General features: G+C 61.8%; 15 protein-coding genes. 4 read left to right on the top strand and 11 right to left on the bottom strand.

From position 1 onward, the window contains the following. The first annotated feature begins 211 nt into the window (after positions 1 to 211). Positions 212 to 1741, top strand: a complete 1530-nt coding sequence (locus RLW55_RS15355) for a leucyl aminopeptidase (protein WP_013947687.1) — start codon at positions 212 to 214, stop codon at positions 1739 to 1741. 155 nt (positions 1742 to 1896) lie between these two features. Here RLW55_RS15355 and RLW55_RS15350 read toward each other — a convergent pair whose 3' ends face one another. Together RLW55_RS15350 and RLW55_RS15345 are read right to left on the bottom strand one after the other, a co-directional pair. Continuing rightward, positions 1897 to 2250 carry a hypothetical protein gene (locus tag RLW55_RS15350; protein WP_423414639.1) on the bottom strand — a complete coding sequence of 118 codons (354 nt, stop codon included), beginning with the start codon at positions 2248 to 2250 and terminating at the stop codon, positions 1897 to 1899. Positions 2251 to 2265: 15 nt separating this feature from the next. Continuing rightward, positions 2266 to 2994, bottom strand: a complete 729-nt coding sequence (locus RLW55_RS15345; protein WP_013947689.1) for a hypothetical protein — start codon at positions 2992 to 2994, stop codon at positions 2266 to 2268. Positions 2995 to 3152: 158 nt separating this feature from the next. On the opposite strand from RLW55_RS15345, the gene mazG reads away from it, so the two are divergent. Then, complete coding sequence (mazG, locus tag RLW55_RS15340; RefSeq protein ID WP_423414638.1) at positions 3153 to 4097, top strand: nucleoside triphosphate pyrophosphohydrolase; 945 nt, start codon at positions 3153 to 3155, stop codon at positions 4095 to 4097. On the opposite strand, the gene RLW55_RS15335 is transcribed toward mazG, so the two are convergent. From RLW55_RS15335 to dusB, 9 genes are all read right to left on the bottom strand, one after another. Continuing rightward, positions 4094 to 5320, bottom strand: coding sequence for an FAD-dependent oxidoreductase (locus RLW55_RS15335; protein WP_423414637.1), 1227 nt, complete (start codon positions 5318 to 5320; stop codon positions 4094 to 4096). The genes mazG and RLW55_RS15335 overlap by 4 nt on opposite strands. An 11-nt stretch (positions 5321 to 5331) precedes the next feature. Beyond that, positions 5332 to 6630, bottom strand: a complete 1299-nt coding sequence (hflX, locus tag RLW55_RS15330) for a GTPase HflX (RefSeq protein WP_423416421.1) — start codon at positions 6628 to 6630, stop codon at positions 5332 to 5334. Between the two features lie 110 nt (positions 6631 to 6740). Continuing rightward, a complete protein-coding gene (gene hfq / locus RLW55_RS15325) occupies positions 6741 to 6989 on the bottom strand; it encodes an RNA chaperone Hfq (RefSeq protein ID WP_013947693.1) in 249 nt (82 codons plus the stop codon). Between the two features lie 181 nt (positions 6990 to 7170). Further along, complete coding sequence (locus RLW55_RS15320; protein ID WP_423414636.1) at positions 7171 to 8034, bottom strand: D-amino-acid transaminase; 864 nt, start codon at positions 8032 to 8034, stop codon at positions 7171 to 7173. A gap of 9 nt (positions 8035 to 8043) precedes the next feature. Then, on the bottom strand, positions 8044 to 9444 hold the full coding sequence (locus RLW55_RS15315) for a sigma-54-dependent transcriptional regulator (RefSeq protein ID WP_013947696.1): 1401 nt from the start codon (positions 9442 to 9444) through the stop codon (positions 8044 to 8046). A 33-nt stretch (positions 9445 to 9477) separates the two neighbouring features. Beyond that, a complete protein-coding gene (locus RLW55_RS15310) occupies positions 9478 to 11844 on the bottom strand; it encodes an ATP-binding protein (RefSeq protein WP_423414635.1) in 2367 nt (788 codons plus the stop codon). A 250-nt stretch (positions 11845 to 12094) separates the two neighbouring features. Beyond that, on the bottom strand, positions 12095 to 13540 hold the full coding sequence (gene ntrC, locus RLW55_RS15305) for a nitrogen regulation protein NR(I) (protein WP_409559927.1): 1446 nt from the start codon (positions 13538 to 13540) through the stop codon (positions 12095 to 12097). After that, positions 13540 to 14709 carry a two-component system sensor histidine kinase NtrB gene (locus tag RLW55_RS15300; RefSeq protein ID WP_409559928.1) on the bottom strand — a complete coding sequence of 390 codons (1170 nt, stop codon included), beginning with the start codon at positions 14707 to 14709 and terminating at the stop codon, positions 13540 to 13542. Before RLW55_RS15300 ends, ntrC begins: the two co-directional genes overlap by 1 nt. Further along, positions 14706 to 15692: a tRNA dihydrouridine synthase DusB gene (gene dusB / locus RLW55_RS15295; protein WP_423414634.1), complete on the bottom strand. Its 987-nt coding sequence runs from the start codon at positions 15690 to 15692 to the stop codon at positions 14706 to 14708. The genes RLW55_RS15300 and dusB overlap by 4 nt, the downstream gene beginning before the upstream one ends. 288 nt (positions 15693 to 15980) lie before the next feature. Here dusB and RLW55_RS15290 point away from each other — a divergent pair, with 288 nt between their 5' ends. Then, the gene (locus RLW55_RS15290; RefSeq protein ID WP_423416420.1) at positions 15981 to 17165 is read left to right on the top strand and encodes a bifunctional 2-C-methyl-D-erythritol 4-phosphate cytidylyltransferase/2-C-methyl-D-erythritol 2,4-cyclodiphosphate synthase; all 1185 of its coding nucleotides are present in this window, start codon (positions 15981 to 15983) and stop codon (positions 17163 to 17165) included. After that, complete coding sequence (locus tag RLW55_RS15285; RefSeq protein WP_409559930.1) at positions 17162 to 17782, top strand: cation transporter; 621 nt, start codon at positions 17162 to 17164, stop codon at positions 17780 to 17782. Before RLW55_RS15290 ends, RLW55_RS15285 begins: the two co-directional genes overlap by 4 nt. The last annotated feature ends 157 nt before the right edge of the window (positions 17783 to 17939 follow it).

Genomic DNA, 17939 nt, shown 5'->3' with positions numbered 1-17939 from the left:
TTAGGCCGTTTGAGGGCCTTAGCCGGAATTGCCTGCACAACGGCTTGCTTGCCACGCCTTTGCGAACGACTAAGTTGTGCGCGGCCATGCTGCCCCGTCCCGCCCGCCTTGACCAGGCCCGCGAGTCGTCCCGTGGATCGGCGTCCGCGTCCAGCCCCTGCTTTTCTCATCCCGAATCGGGATCTCATCTTAACTTGGAGTCGTCTTGAAAATGTCCGATCGCTTCGAAATTGCCTTTGCGCCTCTCAGTGCCGAACCGGAGACGGTGACCGTCGTATTCGCGGGCGATGGACTGGTGCTCGGCACGCGGGCGCGCGAGTTTGATACGAAGTCCGCAAGCGCGATCAGCAAGGCTGCGGCAGCTGCCGACTTCAAAGGCAAATACAAGTCGTCGATCGAAATTCTGGCGCCCGCAAAGCTCGGAATTGACCGGCTTATTCTCACCGGCCTCGGCAAGGCCGGTGCGCTGACCGAGCAGCAGGCCATCGATCTTGGCGGCGCGGTGCTGGCAGCCATCCAGGCGCGCAAGGGCAACACGGCATGTGTGATCGTCGACGTCGAAGGGACCGAGACGCTGTCGGCGGATGAGATCGCGGCGCTCATTGCCCAGGGCGCCATGCTGCGCCACTACAACTTCAAAAAGTACATGACGAAGAAGTCCGGCGATGAGAATGCGGACAAGGATGGGCTGAAGAAGCTCGTCATCCAGGTGCCGCATCCGGACAAGGCGAAAGCTGCCTTCCAACCGCTCAAGGCCGTCGCCAACGGCGTCAACCTGGCGCGCGATCTCGTCAACGAGCCGGCCAACATCCTTGGTCCTGTCGAACTCGCAGAGAAAACGAAAGCGCTCGAAAAGCTCGGTGTCGACGTCGAAATTCTCGATGTGAAAGACATGGAGAAGCTCGGCATGGGCTCGCTGCTGTCGGTCGGCCAAGGTAGCGTGCGGCCGTCGCGGCTTGCCGTCATGGTGTGGAACGGCGCCAAGGGATCGAAGAAGCAGAAGCCGATCTGCTTCGTGGGCAAGGGCGTTGTGTTCGACACAGGAGGCATCTCGATCAAGCCCGCAGCCGGCATGGAAGACATGAAGGGCGACATGGGTGGCGCAGCAGCCGTGATCGGGACGATGCACGCGCTCGCCGAACGTAAGGCCAACGTCAATGCCGTCGGTCTCGTCGGCTGCGTGGAGAACATGCCGTCCGGCAACGCGACCCGTCCGGGCGATATCGTCACCTCGATGTCGGGCCAGACGATCGAAGTCATCAATACGGACGCCGAAGGCCGCCTCGTGCTCGCCGACGTGCTCTGGTACGCGCAGGAGCAATTCAAGCCGAAGCTCGTCATCGACCTCGCGACGCTGACGGGCGCGATCATGGTTGCGCTCGGCAAGGAGTATGCGGGTCTGTTCTCCAATGAGGACAAGCTCGCCGATGAGCTCCTGGCGGCGTCGCGCGCGACCGGCGAGAAGCTGTGGCGGATGCCGCTCGATAAAGCCTTCGACAAGGCGATGGATTCGAAAAACGCCGATATGAAGAATGCGGGCGGCCGCTGGGCCGGTGCTGCAACGGCCGCGGCCTTCCTGCAGCGCTTCATCCAGAAGGATACGCCCTGGAGCCACATCGACCTTGCCGGCACGGCGATGGACGGCAGCCGTAACGACATCAACCAGAGTTGGGGCGCTGGCTGGGGCGTGCGGCTGCTCAACGCGTTCGTCGCGGAGCATCACGAAAAGGGCGAGAAGTAATTTCAGCGGCCGAGCCAATTCGGTTCATCTGAGTTGGCTCGGCACTTTGTATCATTTTGAAACACATACCTCTCCTGTGCTTTGTTTCCATAATACATATTATGCGAAATTGATGCGGAATGCTGGAATGGTCGATTGCTGGCCGCGGCTCGATTTCAATCGGCGCTGAGAATTGTCGACTTCCGATACCAGAACGGAAATGGCGCTCCGATGATGAGCATGACGAACGCCAGGATTGCGTTGCGCAGCGGACGCCTTTCAAAAGCGGTGCTCTCAATCGAGGTGTAACCCGGCACAGTTTCGCCGCTCGCAATGAGGCGCTGGGCATCGGCAAGGTCATCCTCGCTGACGAGGAAAGATACGCCGCCGTAGAGGATCGCGAACTGCGGTGCTTGGCAAACGATGTCCTTCCCTGCAAGGACGAAGCGAATGCCGTGGGCATCGAGCAAGCTCTCGATGACAATCGCCTCCGGCAGCATCAGCGTGGTATGCGCGATCCGAAGCGGCATCGTTGTCTCTCGCGGCTAAGGTTCCCTTCGTTCGAGCGTTCGAATGCCTTCGGCGATCAAGACCGCATAAAGCGCCAGCACGAAGCCCGAGAGCATGTTGACTGACACGACGGCGCCGATGGCTTGCGCCAGAGACGGATCAAACACCCAGGACAGCATTCTGACGACGATATCGTCGAAGCTCTGTTTCAAGAGGAACAGGAACTCGCTCGCCTGCTCCATGGTCGGCTTCGCTGGCAGATCGAACGTGGCGCGCGTTGCGAGTTCGGTGATGCCCGGCGCGGGAATGAACGTCAGCCCCGCGGAGAAGACCAGCCCGAGCGGCGCGGCGAGACGGAAGTAGCCCCAACGCAGCGGCCGGGCCTTCAGGCGGTCCATCAAGAAGCGGACGACCTGGACGCCGAGAAAGAGTGAAACGGCGAAGATGATCGCGACGAGTTTCAGGCGCTCCTGATCGGTGCCAAGAAACGTCAGCAGGCCGACGACGCCCGCCAGGATCGCCTTGGTGACGGACTCGATGACGCCGACCGCGACGATGAAGATGATCGAGCGGCCCGGCGTGCGGTCGAAGTAAAACGGGAACTCATACTTGAGGCGCGCGATTTCGAGCGCGGCACCGACGGCCAAGGCAATCAGCGCCGTTCCGGCCGCAAAGATCAAGGGCGCGGTGAAGCCTGCCCAAGCGACGGCGCAGATCGCCGCCAGCTCCAGCACCATTGTCAGGCCATTGAAGAGAATGTGCATGGCCGTCCCTCATCCCCGTACAAAGACTAGCAGACACCGTGGCCTCAGCAAGCTCCGGCGGCGAAGTCTGTGCCCCTCGTCTTCTGGTCGCAGACGGCGTCGGTAGCCCGATGGCGTGTGGTCGATTAGTGTCCGGCCCGACCACATAGAGGACGGACATGGCGAACACCATGAAACCTTCGCGCGATATTGCGCGGCTTATCGAGATCATGGCGGCGCTGCGGACGCCCGTCACAGGCTGCCCCTGGGATCTCGAACAGACGTTCGAGACGATTGCGCCCTACACGATCGAGGAAGCCTACGAAGTTGCAGACGCCATCGACCGACGCGACCTTGCCGACCTCAAGGATGAGCTTGGCGATCTCCTGCTTCAGGTTGTCTATCATTCCCGGCTCGCGGAAGAGCAAGGCGCGTTTGCTTTCGGCGATGTCGTCGAGGCCGTGACGAAGAAGATGATCCGGCGGCACCCGCACGTCTTCGGCGACGGCAGCGCGCGCGATCCGTCTGCCGTCAAAGCGACGTGGGATCAGCTCAAAGCGGAGGAACGCGCCGAGAAAGCTGCCGAGCGAGCGCGTCTCTCTGGCGGCAATACAACCTCTGCGGACGGACCCGTTACGCTGGCCGACGTCCCCCCTACCCTCCCTGCTTTGACGCGCGCAACCAAGTTGCAGCACAAAGCCGCGAAGGTCGGCTTCGACTGGCCGAACCTGCTGCCGGTGTTCGACAAGCTGAAGGAAGAGATTCAGGAATTTGAAGAGGTCGCCCTTCCCCACGATCCTCGCGGGGAGTCTTTATTGGCGCCCGGCGACTCTCCTCCGGAGAGCCGGCCGCCGGGCGCAGCGCCTTCCGGCCGGCTCGCGGAACGCGAGTCGGAAGGCGCGATCAAAGAAGAGTTTGGAGATATTCTTTTCGTGATGGCGAACATCGCGCGGCATCTCGATATCAATCCGGAGGATGCGTTGCGCGGGGCGAACCGGAAATTCATTCGCCGTTTCGCCCACATCGAAAAGGTGCTGGCGGAACGCGGCAAGACGCCGTCGCAATCGACACTCGAGGAGATGGACACGCTCTGGGACGAAGCGAAGGCGTTGGAGAAAAGCTAACGTCCGTTTGACGCGCGGATGTGTTGCGCGATGTGTTCGGGGCGGAAACCCAGACCCAAGACACGAGCAGTAAAGCGTGACAGAAACGGAAACGTCTCCACGAGCCGGACAAACCCCGGCGGTTTGAGCGGTCCTGTTGCTTTGAGGGCTTTCGAAATCACGCTGTTCTGAATGGCAAGCTGCAGGCGTTGGGTTGCGACCGTCGGAAATGTCCGGCGCGATTGGATCACCCGCAAGTCGCTCATCTGCAGATCGCCTTCTTTCAAAGGCTGCCACAGCCTGTTGGCGGCGGCGACTGCATCCTGAACCGCGAGATTGACGCCGACGCCGCCAATCGGGCTCATGGCGTGCGCGGCATCGCCGATGCAGAGGAAGCCAGGCTTTGACCACGTCTTCAGGCGATCGACGGCAACCGTCAGCAGCTTGACGTGATCCCAATCCGGAATGTCGTTCGCACGCGCCGGGTCGAATGGAAGAAGTGCGCCAACCGATTTACGAAACGCTTCAAGACCGGCGGCTCGTGTCGCCGCGTCGCCGCCTTTCGGAATGATATATGCGCACTGCCAATAGTCGCCGCGCGGGATCATAATGAAGATGTGCCCTCCCTCGAAGCGCCCTGCCACGTCCGCCGCGTCGGTCGGAAGCCGCGGCAGGCGAAACCACATCACATCCATCGGCGCGCCAAAGTTTTCCGGCACAAACCCAGCGGCTGCACGCAGCGTGCTGTTACGGCCGTCAGCGGCGATGACGAGATCGGCTTTGATCGTGAGCGGACCGGAGGGCGAATTCGCCGTGACGCCCGTAACGCGGTCGCCGTCGTAGATGAGGCCAGTCGCCTCCGTGCTCATCTTCAGATCGAAGCCCGGATAAGCCCGGCCCTTTTCGGCGAGGAAGTTCAGAAAATCCCATTGCGGCATCAACGCTATGAATTTCGTCGTGATCGGCAGGTGGCTGAAGTCCGCCATCTCGACGCGCGTATCGCCGAACTGCATGGAAAGGCGCTGCACTTCCTGGTGCGGAAGCTTGAGGAATTCGTCGAGCCAGCCCAGCTCTTCCATCATGCGCAACGTCGAGGGATGGATCGTATCGCCGCGGAAATCGCGGAAGAAATCGGCGTGCTTTTCGAGAACGCAGACCTTCACTCCGGCACGCGCCAGGAGTACCCCGAGCATCATGCCCGCCGGGCCGCCGCCCGTCACGCAACAGGTCACGCGCTGATCCATGAGGATCGAGCTTATACGGATATTCCGTTCTTGCGAAGCTGCCCGATCACGCGATTTTTCTTTTCGCTCGGAATTCGGAGACGAAGTTCAAGACTGCCATCTTTGCGGGCTTCGCGAGCAAGCACGTCTGTCGTCTCATGCAGCCAATTGAGCAACGCCCCGGCGCTTCCGGGAACGATGACGTCGATGATCTCATCGGAAGCGCCAAGGTGCGTGTCGATGGTTTCGAGCAGCGGCGCCATCCCCTCCCCTGTCTCGGCCGAGACGAGGACCGGCGGGCGGGCATTGCGTTGGACTTCGTGTTGTAGCTCGGAGCGGCGATCGCTCGAAAGCAGATCGATTTTGTTCCAGACTTCGAGGATGTTGCTTTCGATCGGCAGCGTGTCGATGCCAAGCTCGGACAGCACCTTTTCGACATCCTGCGCCTGCGCTTCCGTTTCCTCATGCGCAATGTCGCGAACGTGGAGAATGAGATCGGCTTCGACAACCTCTTCTAGCGTGGCGCGAAACGCGGCGACGAGCATGGTCGGCAAATCGGAGATGAAGCCGACGGTATCCGATAGGATGATGCGGCGCGCGCTCGGCAGCTTCACTTCGCGCATGGTCGGATCGAGCGTCGCGAATACCTGATCCATCGCAACGACGCCGGCGCCGGTGATCTTATTGAAGAGCGTCGACTTGCCCGCGTTCGTGTAGCCGACGATGGCGACGATTGGATACGGCACCTTGCGCCGTCCCTTGCGATGCAGGTCGCGGGTTTTGACGACATCGGCGAGGTCCTTCTTGATCGCATCGATGCGATCCTGAAGCATGCGGCGGTCGAGTTCGATCTGAGCTTCACCGGGGCCGCCGAGAAAGCCGCCGCCGCCGCGCTGACGCTCCAAGTGCGTCCAGGCGCGGACCAGACGGCCCTTCTGATACGTCAGATGCGCAAGCTCAACCTGAAGCACGCCTTCACGCGTCCGCGCACGCTCGCCGAAAATCTCGAGAATAAGACCGGTGCGGTCGAGAACTTTGGCGTTCCACGCCTTCTCGAGATTGCGCTGCTGCACCGGGGTGATGTTGTAGTCGACGACGACGAGGCCGATTTCAAGCTCGGCGACGCGGCCTTTGATTTCTTCGACTTTGCCTGAGCCCAGAAGCGTAGACGGACGCGGCTCGGCGATCGGCACGATGGCCGAATCGATGATGTCGAGGTCGATCGCCTTCGCGAGGCCGACGGCTTCCGCCAATCGATTTTCAGGGCTGTGGATTTGCGCGTCGGCATTCGCACCCCCGCGCACTTTCAGCGGACGCTTCAGCGCGGGCACGACGACAAGCGTTCGCGTTCTCGGTGCCCGCGTTTCTTCTGAGGCTTTTCGACGTTTGCGCTTTCCCTCGCCCTCGCGCCGTTCGTCTTTGCCGTTTTCAGGGCGCGCGATCAACCGGCTCCGCTCTCATCCTGATCGTTGAGATTGACCGGACCGCCCGGCATGATCGTCGAGATCGCGTGCTTGTAGACAAGCTGGGAATGGCCGTCGCGGCGGAGCAGGACGCAGAAATTGTCGAACCAGCTCACGATGCCTTGGAGTTTCACGCCATTGATGAGGAAGATCGTCAGGGGCGTTTTATTCTTGCGGACATAATTTAAAAATGTGTCCTGCAGGTTCTGAGGTTTTTCGGCCGCCATTGTTGTTGTCCGTTTTTATCTCGACGTCTTGATAGGCGTCTTGTCTGAAACGTGGGGCGCTGTCACGTTTGGAAAGCAACGAAGCGCCGCAACGGTTTCGATTTCACCGGGGGTGCGATGACGATCGAAGCGACGGCACTCTACATCCATTGATGCTTCGCACAATGCGGCAACGTTCGCACTACCCCTCTGAAATTTCAGCAACATGATGAAATCTCAAGCGTAGCTGGCGCGCCAGTGGGCCCGGACGGCCGTCGGCTACTGGACTGCCGTCAATATTGACCACCGGCATGACGATATTCGTAGCGGACGTCACAAACGCTTCCCGGGCGCGCAAGGCTTCCTCTTTCCCGAAGGCGCGTTCTTCGATTTTCAATCCCTCAGCCTTGGCGACGTCCATGACGGTAGCGCGGGTGACGCCGGGAAGAATATGGGGGCCGAGCGGGCGCGTAATCAGCGCTCCATCAGACGATACGATCCAGGCGTTACTTGACGCGCCCTCTGTCACATTTCCTTCGGCATCGACGAACCAGGCTTCCTTGGCCCCGTTTCTGCGCGCCTCATCCTTGGCGAGAACGGCGGGAAGCAACATCACGGTCTTGATATCGCAGCGGCCCCAGCGATTGTCTGGAATGGTTTTAACGGCGATCCCCGTCTTGGCGAGCTCGGCCGACCAGCCCTTGCGTTGGGCGCGCGCCAGAATGACGAGGGTCGGAGCAGTTCCGGCCGACGGCAGGGCAAAATCCCTCGGGCCGGCGCCGCGTGTCACCTGCATATAGACGATGCCGTCGCGGATGCGGTTACGGCGGATTACCTGTCCGATCACTTGCATCAGAGCAGCGTCCGACATTGGCGGTGCGATGCGAAGCTCCCGCAGAGACCGGGCCAGTCGGGCGAGATGGCGGGTTGCATCAACCAGATGGCCATCGAGCACCTCGATGACCTCATAGATGGAATCGGCAAATTGAAAGCCGCGGTCCTCGGTGTGGACTGCGGCTTCCGCATAGCGCTGGTAGGCGCCATTGACGTAGACGATGCGGGTCAAGCGCGGCTCCTAGGAGGCGGAACGCAGATCGCCGCTTCGCTGCTCGGACGAGACGCCCAGCGCCCGAAGCTTGCGGTGAAGTGCAGAACGCTCCATGCCGACGAACTCCGCAGTGCGGGAAATATTCCCGCCGAAACGGTTAATCTGCGCCAGCAGGTATTCGCGCTCGAAGATTTCACGGGCTTCGCGCAACGGCAGCGACATCAGATGCTCGGCCCCGCCGTTGACGGGCAGCGGCACGTTCGAACCGATTTCTTCAGGCAGCATGTCGGCCGTGATCGCCGCGCCCGCTTCGCCGCCTGCAAGGATCAGCAGGCGCTCGACGTTATTGCGCAACTCGCGGACGTTGCCCGGCCAGTCGTGCGCCTGCAGCACCGCGATAGCGTCTTCGCCGATACGGCGCGGCGCGAGGCCCGATGTCTGCGCCACCTGCCCGATGAAGTACTGGATCAGTTCGGGAATATCTTCCCGCCGCTCCGCGAGGCTCGGCACGCGAAGCGTCACGACGTTGAGACGATGATAGAGATCTTCGCGGAAGCGGCCTTCGCGAATGTCCTGCTCCAAATCGCGCGAGGTCGACGAGATGATGCGGACATCGACCGACACCTTCTGAGAGCCACCGAGGCGCAGAAACTTCTGCTCGACGAGCACACGCAAGATCTTGCCCTGCGTTTCCATCGGCATGTCCGCGACTTCGTCGATGTAGAGTGTGCCGGTGTGGGCTTCTTCGAGCGCGCCGACCTTGCGTGGGCCACCGGTGCGGTCCTCGGTTCCAAACAGCTCCTCCTCGACGCGATCTGGCACCATGGCGGCTGCGTTCAGCACGACGAACGGGCCGTCGGCGCGGAGCGACTTCTGGTGCAGAACGCGGGCCGCGAGTTCCTTGCCGGAGCCCGACGCGCCGCGCAGCATGATGCGACTGTTCGTCGGCCCGGCCTTGTCGATGTTGTTCTTGAGCTGATTGATCGCGGGCGACTTGCCGATCATCTCGGCCGAGACGACCGAGCGCTCTTTCAGCTCTTTCACTTCGCGCTTCAACTGCGAGGCCTCGAGAGCGCGCAAAGCCACAAGCACGAGGCGGTCGGACTTGAACGGCTTCTCGATGTAGTCGTACGCGCCGCGCTTGATCGCGGTCACGGCCGTTTCGATGTTGCCGTGTCCGGAGATGATGACGACGGGAAGGTCGGGATACGTCCGCTTCATCACCGTCAGAACCTCGAGGCCGTCAAGGCGGCTGCCCTGCAGCCAGATATCGAGGATGACCAGATGCGGCTTGCGGTCTTCGATGGCGCGCAGGGCCTCGTCGCTGTCGCGCGCAAGGCGTGTGCGATGGCCCTCGTCCTGCAGGATGCCCGCGACCAGATCCCGGATATCGGCCTCGTCATCGACGATCAAAATATCAGCTGACATTGCTGCGCTCCTGGGGGGTTAAAGCGTTTCATATCATGCTCCGCCAACGGCATGTGCTGGAGAGCGCATGGGCTCGGCTGAAGTCACTTCAGAAGGTTTGGTTTTCAGAGGCAATGTTAGACGGACCAAGGCACCGCGCGTGCGCGTCTCGGTCAAGGGTGCATCCTCAAGTGCTAGCGTGCCGCCGTGCTGTTCGACGACCTTTTGCACGATTGCGAGACCGAGGCCAGTCCCCTTCGCACGCGTCGTAACATACGGTTCGAGAAGCTTGGCGCGGTTTTGCTTTGGTAGGCCGATGCCGTTGTCGATAACCTCGATCGCTACACGATCCGCCGACGGAACAAGCCGAACCTCGATACTGCCCTTGTAATTCGCGGGGCGGCCTTGGGCTTCGCCATAGGACTCGATTGCTTCCGCACCGTTCTTGATGAGATTGGTGACGGCCTGCGAAATGAGCCGCAGATCGAAGCGCGTGGTGACGGGGCCCTCGGGAAGCTCCAGCTTGAAGTCGATATCCTTGTTGCCTTCGCGGAAGAGCACGGCGGGCTCCTGTACGGCGAGGCGCAAATCCTGGTCGGCCATGACGGGTTGCGGCATGCGCGCGAACGACGCGAACTCGTCGACCATGCTTTTGATCTGACCGGTCTGGCGTTCGATCGTCTGCGTCAGCGTTTCGAACAGGTCGCGGTTGTCGTCGATCTGCGTCCCGAACTTGCGGCGCAGGCGTTCGGCTGCAAGTTGTATCGGCGTGAGCGGGTTCTTGATCTCGTGCGCAATGCGGCGCGCGACATCGGCCCACGCACTCGTCCGCTGTGCCTGCACAAGCTCGGAGATATCGTCGAACGTCACGACAGAGCCGACGTCGCCCTCATCTTCTTCCCGCTCGTGGGTAATGCGGACAGCGAACGTGCGCTCCTCATCGCCGATCTGCTTCTTGATTTCGTGCTGACCTTTATTTTTCAACCCTTGCTCGTCGACAGGGGCGAGGACGGGTGCGAATTCAGGAACGACGTCGGTCAGAAGTTTGCCGACGGATTCGACGCTTTGCGTTCCGAGCAGGCGCTCGGCGGCGCGGCTCAGAAGCGTGATGCGATCGTTGCTGTCGAGGCCGATGACGCCGGCTGAAACGCCCGACAGCACCGCCTGGATGAAATTCCGCCGCTCGGTGAGCTGCGCGTTGGTCGTGACAAGCGCGTCCTGCTGGGTTTTCAACTCGCGCGTCATCAGGTTGAAGGTGTGCGAGAGACGGCGAAGGTCCCCCTCCCCGCGCTTCTCAGGCAGCTCGATTTCGAGATTGCCGCGCGAGACCTCCTGGGCGCCGGCGATCAGCCTGCGGATCGGAGCGACGAAGCGGCCTGCGAACCACATGCCAACCCAGATCGCCGCCAGTAGCGACGTCAACGAGATCATGAAATAGATCAGCCCGTGCGCGACTTTGAGACCGCTCTTGGCTTGGCGCAGGCGGGAATATTCGTAGACGTTCTGCTCGGTACTTTTGAGATGTTGGATCACCTTCGGGCTGACACCGCGGGCGACGTAGAGATAGCGCCCGGGCATCGAGTCGATCTTGGCGATGGCCGAGATCCGATAATCGCTCGACGGTCGCGAGAGTGCCACCTGACCGGCTTCCGCCTGCTGGATGGCCGATGGCGGTGGCACGACATACGGCAGCTTCGGGTCGTCGAGCGCGAGCACGATCGGCACGCCGTCGGAATCGATGACGTAGGCCGACGTCAGATCGCGCAGGCCGGCCTGACCGATGAGGAATTTCTGGAAGGCGTCAGGGTCGTCCTTAAGGGTTGCGGCCTCGCCGTTGATGTCACGGACCATGTTGACGATGTCGGTCCGGATGATCTGGCTGTGCTCGTCGACGTAGGCGCGGGCGACGTCATAAGAGTTTTCGACGATGGCGCTGGTGCGGCCCGAGAACCAGCCGTCGAGCGAACGAGAGAACGTTGTCGTGGCGGCGACGGCAAGCAGCACCGCGGGCAATGCGGCGATCAAACTGAAGAGCGCCACGATGCGGGTGTGCAAGCGGGCGCCGGGTATCCTCTGCTTCCACGCGCGCCTGAGCCCGAGAGCCTGCCACGCGATGGTGCCGAACATCGTCAGGATCAGAACGGCGTTGATGGCGAGCGCACCCCAGACGTATTCGTTGCGGGGAGCAATCGCCGTCAGCCCGGTCAAAATCATGTAGCTGACGAGCGCGGACGTCAGCGACAGCAGGACGACGCCCAATCCAAACCAAAACGCACGGTCGGACGGATTGAGTGGGGTCGTCCCCTCATCCATGAGCGCAGCCATAGCCTCGCGGTCGCCCATAGCGTCGGGATCGCGCACGGCATCGCGATCGCCGCGAGCGATCGTGTCAGCTTTGCCATTGCTGTTGCCGGCGCTCATCAGATTACGACCAAGTCTGCTATCGCTATGAATTCGTTTTCTAATTTTCGTTCGGTAGAATTCGTTCGCGACGTTGCCCAACGCTGTGCGTCGCCTGCTGGCGCGCATGAAGCGGCGATCCCGCATCACGTCGGGAGAAACAACAACGTAACTGTGACATTTTCGCGACGGGTGTGGCGCAGTTCAAGCGCCAAATTTTCCGTTACCGGCTGCCTGTGGATAACTTCGACGCCGTTTCCGGCCGAGGACGTCAGCCCTCGACCGTGCGGAATACCCTGATGTTGAGGTCGCGAATGCGGGCGCGGAGCGTGTTCCGGTTGAGCCCAAGAAGCTCGGCGGCCCGGATCTGATTGCCGCGCGTCGCCGCCAGCGCGGCACTTAGCAGCGGCTTCTCGACGTCGCGGATGACGCGATCGTAGAGGCCCGGCGGCGGCAGGTCGTTGCCGAAGGACGAGAAGTAGCGCGACAGGTAGCGCTCGACCGCCTCGCCGAGGTCGCCGCTCTCCGGCTGGCCACCGATGGGCGGCGCAACGGCAGAGCCTGCAAGCTCCTGCTCGACGATCTGTGCTGTCAGCGTGTCCTGCGTATAGAGCGCGACGAGACGACGGACGACGTTTTCAAGCTCGCGAACGTTGCCGGGCCACGGATGGGCCTTCAGGCGTTCGATGGCCGCGCTCTCGATCGACTTCTGGCCGAGGCCTTCGCGGGCGGCCTGGCGCAGAAAGTGGCGGACAAGATCGCCGACGTCTTCCAGGCGCTCGCGCAGCGGTGGCAGACGGATCGGCACCACGTTCAGGCGATAGAACAGGTCTTCGCGGAAGAGGCCCTGCTGGATCTGCGTTTTGAGATCGCGGTGGGTCGCGGCGATGATGCGGACGTTGGTCTTGATCGGCGTGCGGCCGCCGACCGTCGTATATTCGCCCTGCTGCAGAACGCGCAGAAGACGCGTCTGAGCTTCAAGCGGCATGTCACCGATCTCGTCGAGGAAGAGCGTGCCGCCTTCCGCCTGCTCGAAGCGGCCGGGCGTGCGCGTCTGAGCGCCGGTAAAGGCGCCCTTCTCGTGACCGAACAGTTCGCTCTCGATCAACTCGCGCGGGATTGCCGCCATGTTGATCGCAACGAACGGACCATGCCGGCGCTTGCCGTAGTCGTGCAGTACGCGGGCGACGAGTTCCTTGCCCGTACCGCTCTCGCCGTTGATCATGACCGTCAGATCGCTCTGCGTCAGGCGGGCGAGAACGCGGTAGATGTCTTGCATCGGCAGCGAACGACCGATCAGAGGCAGCTCGTCGGATTCGCGCTCGGTCGCCGTCGTCTGGCGTTTGCGGCCCGGTTCCGACAGCGCCCGCGAGACGACAGCAACGACCTCGTTCAGATCGAACGGCTTGGGCAGATATTCGAATGCCCCCTTCTCCGCCGCAGTCAGCGCCGTCATCAGCGTGTTTTGCGCGCTCATGACGATGATGGGCAGATCCGGACGCAATTTTTTCATGCGCGGGATCAGGTCGAACGCATTTTCATCGGGCATCACGACGTCAGTGATGACAACATCGCCCTCGCCCTGACTCACCCAACGCCAGAGCGTCGCCGCGTTCCCCGTTGCGCGGGGGGCGAAGCCGGCGCGCGCCAGTGCCTGGTTCAACACCGTGCGAATGGCGGTATCGTCGTCGGCGATCAGTATGGTGCCTCTGGCCATCAAGTCTCTCTCGTGGTCGGCACGGCCGCGGGACGTGTACGCTGCATCGGAAGCAGCACGCGGAATACCGTGCGTTTTGGTTCGCTTTCACATTCGATGATACCGCCGTGATCGGCGATGATCTTCGCGACAAGGGCGAGGCCCAGTCCGCTGCCGGATGCCTTCGTCGTGACGAACGGATCGAAGAGATGCGGCTTCAGGTGCTCAGGGATGCCGCAGCCGTTGTCTTCGATCTGGATCATCAACGGCAGGCTGACGCGCGTATCGGAGCCCGGAAGCGACAGTCTTACGCCCGGTCGAAACGCCGTCGTCAGGATGATGCGACCGCCATCTGTCTTTTCGCCAATAGCTTCGGCGGCGTTCTTCAGAAGATTAAGGAAGACCTGAACGAGCTTGTCGCGATTGCCAAGGACAAAGGGCAGCGACGGATCGTAGTCTTCGACATAACGAACGTTGCGGCCGAAGCCATGCTCGGCGATGCGGCGCACATGGTTGAGAACATCATGGATGTTGACGGCATCCTTGCTGATCGGACGCTCGTCGCCGAACACTTCCATGCGATCGACGAGATTGCGAATGCGATCGGTCTCGGAACAGATGAGCTGCGTCAAAGCGCGGTCCTCATCGGACAGTCCCGGCTCCAGCAGCTGCGCCGCGCCGCGAATGCCGGACAGCGGGTTCTTGATTTCGTGCGCCAGCACGCCGGCCATGCCGGAAACGGAGCGGGCCGCTGCGCGATGCGTCAACTGCCGCTCGATCATTTGCGCCATCGAGCGCTGCTGCAGCATGAGGAACATGTTGCGCGGCTCTTCAGGGAGCGGGCCGCCGTAGATGTCGACGAGCTTAGCGCCCGAGAAGCGCGGTGTCGCGACTTCGATACCGTATTCGTTCACGGTTGCGCCGGTCGCCTGCACCTGCTCGATAAGACCGAGCAGCGGACAGCCGAACGCGACGATCTCCGAAATCCGGCTGCGCGTGAGCGTGGTCGCGCTCATCGAGAAGAAGGATTCCGCTGCCGAGTTCGCAAACACGATCGACTGATCGTTGGCGATGACGAGGATCGGGTGCGGAAGCGCACTCAAGAGATCTTCGCAATCGACGATCGGTCCCGGTGGTGGCGCCGCGGAGGCGCGTTCGGATTGGCGTATCGACGCCGACTTGCTGCTCATGCCGCGAGAGACTCCGTACCAGAGTAAAAGGCTTTAAGGCCATCAATCACGCGCTGCGGTTCAAGCATCACACAAAGCTTTCCCCGCCAGGATTTGACGACTGCGTCGCTGGCCCCACTCGACGCCAGATACCAACCGATGTGCTTGCGCGCGTTGCGCAGGCCCAGTTCCCTGCCGTAATGACCGAGCATCATTTCGAAATGCTCGATCGCAATATCGCGCTGTTCGTTGAGCACCGGATCGCCAGGGTCGCGGCCCGATGCGAGAGACTTGGCGATCCGTCCCGGCATCCACGGCGCGCCGTAAGCGCCGCGTCCGACCATCACACCCTTTGCGCCGGAAGCTTCCAGCGCCGCGCGAGCGTGGTCGGGCGAGAGAATGTCGCCGTTGACTAGGACGGGAAGCGAGGTGGCGTCGACGACGGCGCGCACCGCGCGCCAATCGGCAGCGCCGGTGAAGAACTGGCAGCGTGTGCGCCCGTGCACGGTAATGAGCTTGATGCCTTCGGCCTCGGCGCGGCGCGCAAGCTCGCCAGCGTTGCGGGTCTTGTCGTCCCAGCCGAGGCGCATTTTCAACGTCACCGGCACCCTGACGGCATTGACGACGGAGCGAATGAGCGACTGGGCATGATCGAGATTGCGCATCAGCGCGGAGCCGGACAGCTTGCCTGTCACTTCGCGCGCCGGGCAGCCCATATTGATGTCGATCATGTGGGCGCCTTTGGCTTCGGCGATCTTCGCGCCTTCGGCCATCCAATGTTCGTCGCGTCCGGCGAGCTGAATGACGAACGGCGTTAAATCACGACCTTCGACCCGCCGCAGCACGTCGCGGCGCGCCTTCGCCAGTTCCTCGCTCGCAACCATTTCAGATACGACCAGCGTCGCTCCAAGGCGGTGAGCAAGGCGGCGAAACGGTAAATCAGTTACTCCGGACATGGGCGCCAGCACTGCAGGTGGCGCGCCGTTTACGATGTTTTCCAGCATACGGTCCTAGAGAGACGGCCCCATCGACTGCCTATTCATTGAGCAGAACGATCGTCTGCCGTGAGTTTGGGCAGACTAGGCAAGGAGGAATGATTTCGCAAGGGCGAACAATACATTTACAATTTGCCCATTTGACGCGGTCTCACCCTGTTCGGCTATGAAATTGGGCATAGCACGTCCGCCGTCAACGTCGCGGTTGCAAGGCGAGTGTTGCGAAAGTGCTCGCCAACAGGCAGGGAGTTGCAGCCTGACTTTCGGGCAGCATCCTGTTCTTGGGGGAGGTTTGTGTTGCGCATCGCCGCTTTAATCGTCGCGGCCGGACGGGGAACGCGCGCGGCCAACCAGGGCGCGGGTCCGAAACAATATGCTCAGATCGGCGGCAAATCCGTGCTCGAGCGGGCGATAGCCATCTTCGCGGGCCACGCCGAGATCGACGAGGTCAAAGCTGTCATTCACGCGGACGACCGCGAGTTGTATCAGCTTGCGCTCTCCGCTGGCGGTTGGGCGAAGCTTTCCGCGCCCGCGATCGGCGGGCCGACGCGTCAGGCTTCGGTCCTTCGGGGTCTTGAAGCTCTCGCCTCCTCGTCGCCGCCCGACCTCGTCCTGATTCACGACGCAGCGCGGCCGTTCGTTTCAGGCAAGACGATTTCGAATGTCATTGGCGCCCTCGGCGAACGGCCAGGCGCGCTAGCAGCTCTTGCCGTCACCGATACCTTGAAGCGCGCGGCCGACGGTATTGTGACCGACACAATCGCGCGCGATGGTCTCTGGCGGGCACAGACGCCGCAGGGATTTCACTTAGAACCGATCCTGATCGCTCACCGCAAAGCGGCCGAGCAAGGCATCGACACATTCACCGACGACGCGGCAATTGCGGAATGGGCCGGGCTCGACGTAGCTATCGTCGAAGACCTAAGCAGCAACATCAAAATCACGACAGCAGAGGATCTCGACGTGGCGGACCGGCAATTGACGAGCGCATTGGAACCGCGGATCGGGAGCGGCTTTGACGTGCATCGCTTTTGCGAGGGCGATCACGTCTGGCTCGGCGGTATCAAGATCCCGCATACACACAAGCTCGAAGGCCATTCGGACGCCGACGTCGTATTGCACGCATTGACCGACGCTTTGCTCGGCGCCATCGGCGACGGCGATATCGGTCAGCACTTCCCGCCGTCCGATCCGAAGTGGAAAGGCGCGGCATCGAAGCTCTTTCTTGAAGACGCTGTTCGGCGCGTGCGCGATCTTGGCGGCCGGGTGGGCAATGTCGATATTACGGTGCTCGCCGAAGCGCCGCGCGTCGGTCCGCATCGCCCGGCCATGCAAGAGCTGATCGGTGGCGTGCTCGGACTTCCCGCACATCGCATCGGCATCAAAGCAACGACGACGGAGCAGATGGGCTTCACCGGGCGACGCGAAGGCATCGCCGCCATGGCGACAGCGATGGTCTTCTTACCCGCGGAGATAACATGAGCGACAAGCCGCAGCAGTCTTCATCAGACATCGCGACGAACACCGCGCTGCGGTTGACGGTCCGAAACGTGGCTGTCTTGAACCTCACCTATTTCGGTATCGAGTTTGCGGTCGCGCTGGCGATTGGCTCGGTCGCGTTGTTTGCCGACAGCGTCGATTTTCTCGAAGACGGCGCGGTCAACCTGCTGATCCTCGCCGGGCTCGGGTTCACGATGGCGCAACGGGCCAAGCTCGGAATGGTTCTGGCTGTCATTATCCTGGTGCCGGGCCTCGCGACGCTCTGGACAGCGTGGCAGAATTTTTCAAGCGGCTTGGTGCCGGAGGCTATACCGATCACGGTGACGGGCATCGGCGCGCTCATTGTCAACTCAATATGCGCGTGGATGCTGGCGCCGTTCCGGGCCGCCGGCGGCAGTCTGACGCGCGCTGCGTTCCTGTCGGCGCGCAACGACGTGGCGGCCAACATTGCGATTATTGCGGCAGGCCTGCTGACGAGCGTCACACACTCGCACTGGCCCGATCTGATCGTCGGCCTCGGCATTGCCGCGATCAATGCTGGTGCAGCGCACGAAGTCTATGAAGCGGCTCGTGAAGAGCACGCGCAGTCACGCTCCTGACAGCGGTAGATATCCACAAGCGCAGGTGCGTCGAGTTGCAGCTGCGCACATGGGCAACACCACAGCCTCAGATGCTGCTTTGCAACGGCTTTCGCCATTGACCCTCAAGGCAGAATCGCGGCATCAAATGAACACGTGGTTGTATTGCCACGATCCA

This window comes from Hyphomicrobium sp. B1 (genome assembly GCF_049532635.1).
Lineage (GTDB): Bacteria > Pseudomonadota > Alphaproteobacteria > Rhizobiales > Hyphomicrobiaceae > Hyphomicrobium_B.
Note: the sequence above shows the minus strand (reverse complement) of the source record. Positions and strands in the feature narration are given on the sequence as shown.